Here is a 3033-nt window from a genome sequence, read left to right on the forward strand (position 1 = left end):
GGTGCTCGCGGGCTTCCTCGACAACGGTTCGTTCGGTCGATTCGCGCAGACGCTGGTGCTCGCGCTGCCGGAGGGGATCGATCGCACTGGACTGGCCGCCACGCTCACGGCCGTACTCGACCACCACGACATGTTGCGCGCGCGGGTATGGCAGGTCGACGGCCGGTGGTGGCAGCAGGTCGCCGCGCCGGGCACCCTCGACGCGCTGGTGTCCGAGGTGGACGTGCCCGACGAGGCCGAGCTCAACCGAATCGGCAACGCCGCCATGGTTTCCGCGCTGGCCGCACTGGATCCGGCTGCGGGCCGGATGGTCGCGTTCAGTTGGCTGCGCAGGTCGAACGCCCGCGATCTGCTGGTCGTCGCGGCGCACCACTATGTGATCGACGGCGTGTCGTGGCGGATTCTGATCCCGGACCTCATCACCGCATGGGCGCAGCGTTGCGCCGGGATGGCTGTCGCGTTGCCGCCGGTCGGAACATCGTTCCGGCGTTGGGCGCACGGTCTGGTGGAGGTGGCGGGCTCGCCGTCGCGGATGGCCGAACTCGATTACTGGCGCACTGTGCTGGCCACGCCGGATCCCTTGCTCGGCACGCGTACGCTCGATCCCGCCGTCGATACCCATGTGACGGTGCGTCAGTTGACAGTCGAGGTGCCGGTCGATGTCGCCGACGCGGTGCTGACCACGGTGCCCGCGCTGTACCGGGGCGGTGTCAACGACGGTCTGCTCGCCGCTTTGGCCATGGCGGTGCGGACCTGGCGGGCGCGTCGCGGGATCGACGCCACGGTCACCAGGATTCGACTCGAGGGGCACGGCCGTGAAGAAGCAACCGTGCCCGGCGCCGATCTGACGCGCACGATCGGCTGGTTCACCAGCGTGTACCCGGTGGCGCTCGAGCTGAGCGGCGTTGCCGAGGAGACCGCGGCGGTGCTGCGGTCGGTGAAGGAGCAGTTGCTCGCGGTTCCGGATCGGGGCATCGGCTTCGGCCTGCTGCGCCAACTGAATTCGGGCACCGCAGGTGCACTGACCGGTGATATCGGGCAGATCGGCTTCAACTACCTGGGCCGGGTGTCCACCGGCGAATCGGCGGGGCTGACCGACCCGGGATGGTTGCCGTCCGGTGACCTGGGTGACCTCGACGACGGCCAGGATCCGGCGCTGCCCGCGTCGGCGGTGGTCGACATCAATGCGATCGTCGTCGATACCGATGCCGGACCGCGGATGGATGTGGTGTTCAAGTACGCCGGTGAAATCCTCGACGCGGCGGCGGTACAGGAACTCGCCGACGACTGGCTCACCGCGCTCACGGCAGTAGCCAGGCACGTAGCCGACCCGGACGCCGGTGGTCTCACACCATCGGATGTGCCGCTCGTATCGACCACCCAGCACGAACTCGACACCTGGCGGGCGAACTACCCGGGCCTGGTCGACGTTCTGCCGCTGTCGCCGCTGCAAACGGGCCTGCTGTTCCTGATGGAAATGCTGGCGGAGTCGGTGGACCCCTACGTCATTCAGGTGGCGGTCGAACTCTCGGGCGAATTCGAACTCGAGCGTCTGCGCAGCGCCGCACAGGCGGTGCTGGACCGGCACGCGAATCTGCGCAGCGCCTTCACGTTCGGCGCGAACGGCAAACCGGTGCAGCTCATTGCCGACGGTGTCCGGGTGCCGTGGCGGGTGGTCACCGACGTGCCCGACGCCGACCTGCCCGATCTGCTGGTCGCCGACCAACGCACCGGATTCGATTCCGCGCTGGCGCCGCTGCTGCGATTCACGGTGTACCGCACCGTATCCGGGCACACCCACCTCGTGCTGACGGCGCATCACATCCTGCTCGACGGATGGTCGATGCCGCTGTTGATGAAGGATCTGCTGATCCTCTACGCGACCAGGAGCGATAACGCGCTGCTGCCCGGGTTGCGGCCGTATCGCGACTATCTGGCGTGGCTGTCGCGGCAGGACCGCGAAGCCACACTGCACGCGTGGGAAACCGCGCTGACCAAGGCTACGCCCATGCTGCTGGCGCCCGCGCTGGTGCGACCCGCGTTGCCGGACAATGGATTCGGTAGGTCAGCATTCGAACTGTCGGCGACCGAGACGGCCGCGCTGACGGCCTTCGCCGCGGCTACCGAGGTCACCGTCAATACGGTGCTACAGGCGGCGTGGGGTGTGGTCGTCGCCGGTATCACCGACCGCGACGATGTCGTCTTCGGCGTCACTGTTTCCGGACGTCCGCCGCAGCTCGACGGCGTCGACGCGATGGTCGGACTGTTTGTGAACACCATCCCGGTGCGGGTCCGATTCGATTCGGCGACAACGGTTTCGCAGTTGCTCACCGAGCTGCAAGCCGAGCAGGCGGCGCTGCTGGAGCATCACTATCTCGGGCTGGCCGATGTCCAGGCGATCGCGGGCGGCAGCGAGTTGTTCGACACGCTGTTGGCCTACGAGTCGTATCCGATCGACGCCGATGGCCTGCGCCAGGCGGGCAATGCCGTCGACGGGCTGGTGGTCAGTGGTGTGAGTTCGGTCGACTACACCCACTATCCGGTTACCGTCCGGGCCGAACTCGGTGCTGAGTTGCGGGTGGAGGTGCTGTACCGCGCCGATGCCGTCGCGGATTCGGCGGCGCAGGCGCTGACCCAGCGGTTGCGCACTGTGCTCGGCGAACTCGTCACCGCGGATTCGGTTGCAGCCGTGCGTGACGGTGTTGGCCCCGATGTGCTCACCCAGGTTCGATACTGGCGCACCACGCTGGCAGGCCTGCCGGATGAGTTGACGCTGCCGATGGATCGTCCGCGCTCGACCGCGCCCTCATATATCGGTGGGCAGGTCGCGCTGCAAATCGGCGTGCACCTGCACCACGAACTGCGTCGGCTTGCCGAGTCCAGGAATATCTCGGTATTCGTGGTGGCGCATGCGGCTTTCGCGGTGTTGTTGGCGCGGTTGTCCGGGACGAGCGATATCGCGATCGGGACACCGGCATCGGGGACAACCTTCGATGAACCGGGCGTCGCGGCCGGTCCGGCCGCCGGTATCCC

Annotated in this window: 1 protein-coding gene; it reads left to right on the forward strand. The window is 67.6% G+C overall.

Annotation, left to right across the window (positions count from 1 at the left end; translation table 11 throughout):
- Window positions 1–3033: condensation domain-containing protein (locus NP3_RS34295; protein WP_245721226.1), on the forward strand; the 3033-nt coding region annotated here is incomplete at both ends.

Origin of the sequence: Nocardia pseudovaccinii NBRC 100343 (assembly GCF_001613225.1) — a bacterium.
GTDB lineage: Bacteria > Actinomycetota > Actinomycetes > Mycobacteriales > Mycobacteriaceae > Nocardia > Nocardia pseudovaccinii.